Origin of the sequence: Snuella lapsa, from assembly GCF_039539345.1 — a bacterium.
GTDB classification, from domain to species: Bacteria; Bacteroidota; Bacteroidia; order Flavobacteriales; family Flavobacteriaceae; genus Snuella; species Snuella lapsa.
In genome coordinates this window covers 1-1,835 of record NZ_BAABCY010000114.1, presented here as the reverse complement: position 1 = coordinate 1,835, position 1,835 = coordinate 1, and the positions used below count along the sequence as shown (strand labels likewise).

Annotated in this window: 1 protein-coding gene; it reads left to right on the top strand. The window is 42.2% G+C overall.

Annotated features, from left to right (window positions below):
- On the top strand, positions 1-1,835 hold a 1,835-nt coding region (locus tag ABD792_RS19085), incomplete at both ends, for a beta-mannosidase (RefSeq protein ID WP_345008179.1).

Below are 1,835 nucleotides of genomic sequence, written 5' to 3'. Positions count from 1 at the left end.
GGCGGGCTACCACTATGGCTGGGATTGGGGACCACGTTTTGTGACCTCCGGAATTTGGCGATCCATCCAATTGAATGCATGGAACGCGGCACAGATCGATAACAGTTACATTGTGACCAAAAATATAAAAAGTAAGGAAGCAGACATGCTAACCGAGGTTACCGTTAATGTGGGTAAGGCCGGCAATTATGAAGTAGTTACAACTATTAACGGACAACAAGTAGCAAAAACCCGGGCCCATTTGCAACCCGGACTTCAAAAGGTCTCATCAGATTTTACAATTAAAAACCCTAAGTTATGGTGGCCAAGTGGTTTGGGTGAAGCTCATTTATATCAGGTAGAACAGTCGCTGTATCTAGAAGATGAACGCATAGATACCAAAACGACCAAGGTAGGTGTTAGAACGGCCAAATTGGTTCAGAAAGAAGATAAAGATAAGAATGGCCGTAGCTTTTATTTTGAAGTTAACGGTGTGCCTGTGTTCTCCAAAGGGGCTAACTATATTCCTAACGATCTGTTTCTTCCCCGTGTTTCTATGGAAGACTACGAAACAGTTATCAATTCGGCGGTAGATGCCAATATGAACATGCTACGCGTTTGGGGCGGGGGTATTTACGAAAACGATGTGTTTTATGAGCTGTGTGACGAAAAGGGGATCATGGTATGGCAGGATTTTATGTTTGCCTGTAGTATGTATCCCGATACTCCGGAACTTCAGGAAAGTATAAAGGCTGAAGCAATTGATAATGTAAAACGCTTAAGAAACCACCCGTCTATTGTGTTGTGGTGTGGTAATAACGAAATAGAGGTAGCATGGTCTGAATACGACCATTCCCGTGGATGGGGTGGCTGGAGAAGATCATACCAGAGGGAACAACAAAATAAAATCTGGGCGGCTTATGAAAAAATATTCCACGATATTTTGCCTAAGGTCGTAGCTTCTGAAACGAAATTTATTGATTACTGGAAGTCATCACCATCAGCTGGCCCCGAACAGGTAGCTACCGATGAGACCAGGTCCGGAGATAATCATTATTGGGGAGTCTGGCACAAAAAGCATCCCTTTACCGAGTTTAACAAGTATATTTCCAGGTTTATGAGTGAGTACGGATTCCAATCCTTCCCGGAATTTTCAACCGTTAAGAAATATACGGTGGCATCCGATTGGGATATAGAGTCTGAGGTTATGGCAGCGCATCAACGCAGTGGGATCGGTAATTTACGTATTAAGCAGTATATGGAATCGCACTACAAAGATCCCAAAGATTTTGAGTCCTTTTTATATGTAAGTCAGTTATTGCAGGCCAAAGGCATTAAGGAAGCCCTTGAAGCGCATAGAAGAAACATGCCCTATTGTATGGGGTCGTTGTTCTGGCAGATCAACGATTGCTGGCCAGTAGCAAGCTGGTCCAGTATGGACTACTATAAAAACTGGAAGGCTCAACAGTATATGACCAAAAAGGCGTTTACACCGGTTTTTGTAACACCTAAAGTATCAGATACCCATGTGGACGTTTATATTGTTTCTGATAAATTGAAGTCCCAAAAAGGCGTGCTTGAACTGGTACTCATGGACTTTAAAGGGAAAGTGATCAACAGCATTGAAAAACAAGTTAGAATAGCGCCTAATACCAGTAGTATTTATTATAGTAATAGCATTAAAGCCCTATTGAAAGGACACAATAGCGCTGAGGTTATACTGCTTTCCAGGGTAAAAGCAGGTGATGAGATCTTCTCAGAGAACATCACCTATTTTGTGGAACCTAAGGATATGGTGCTTGAAAAACCAGTAATAACAAGGGAGATCACTAAAAATGAGGCAGGTCAAACCTGTA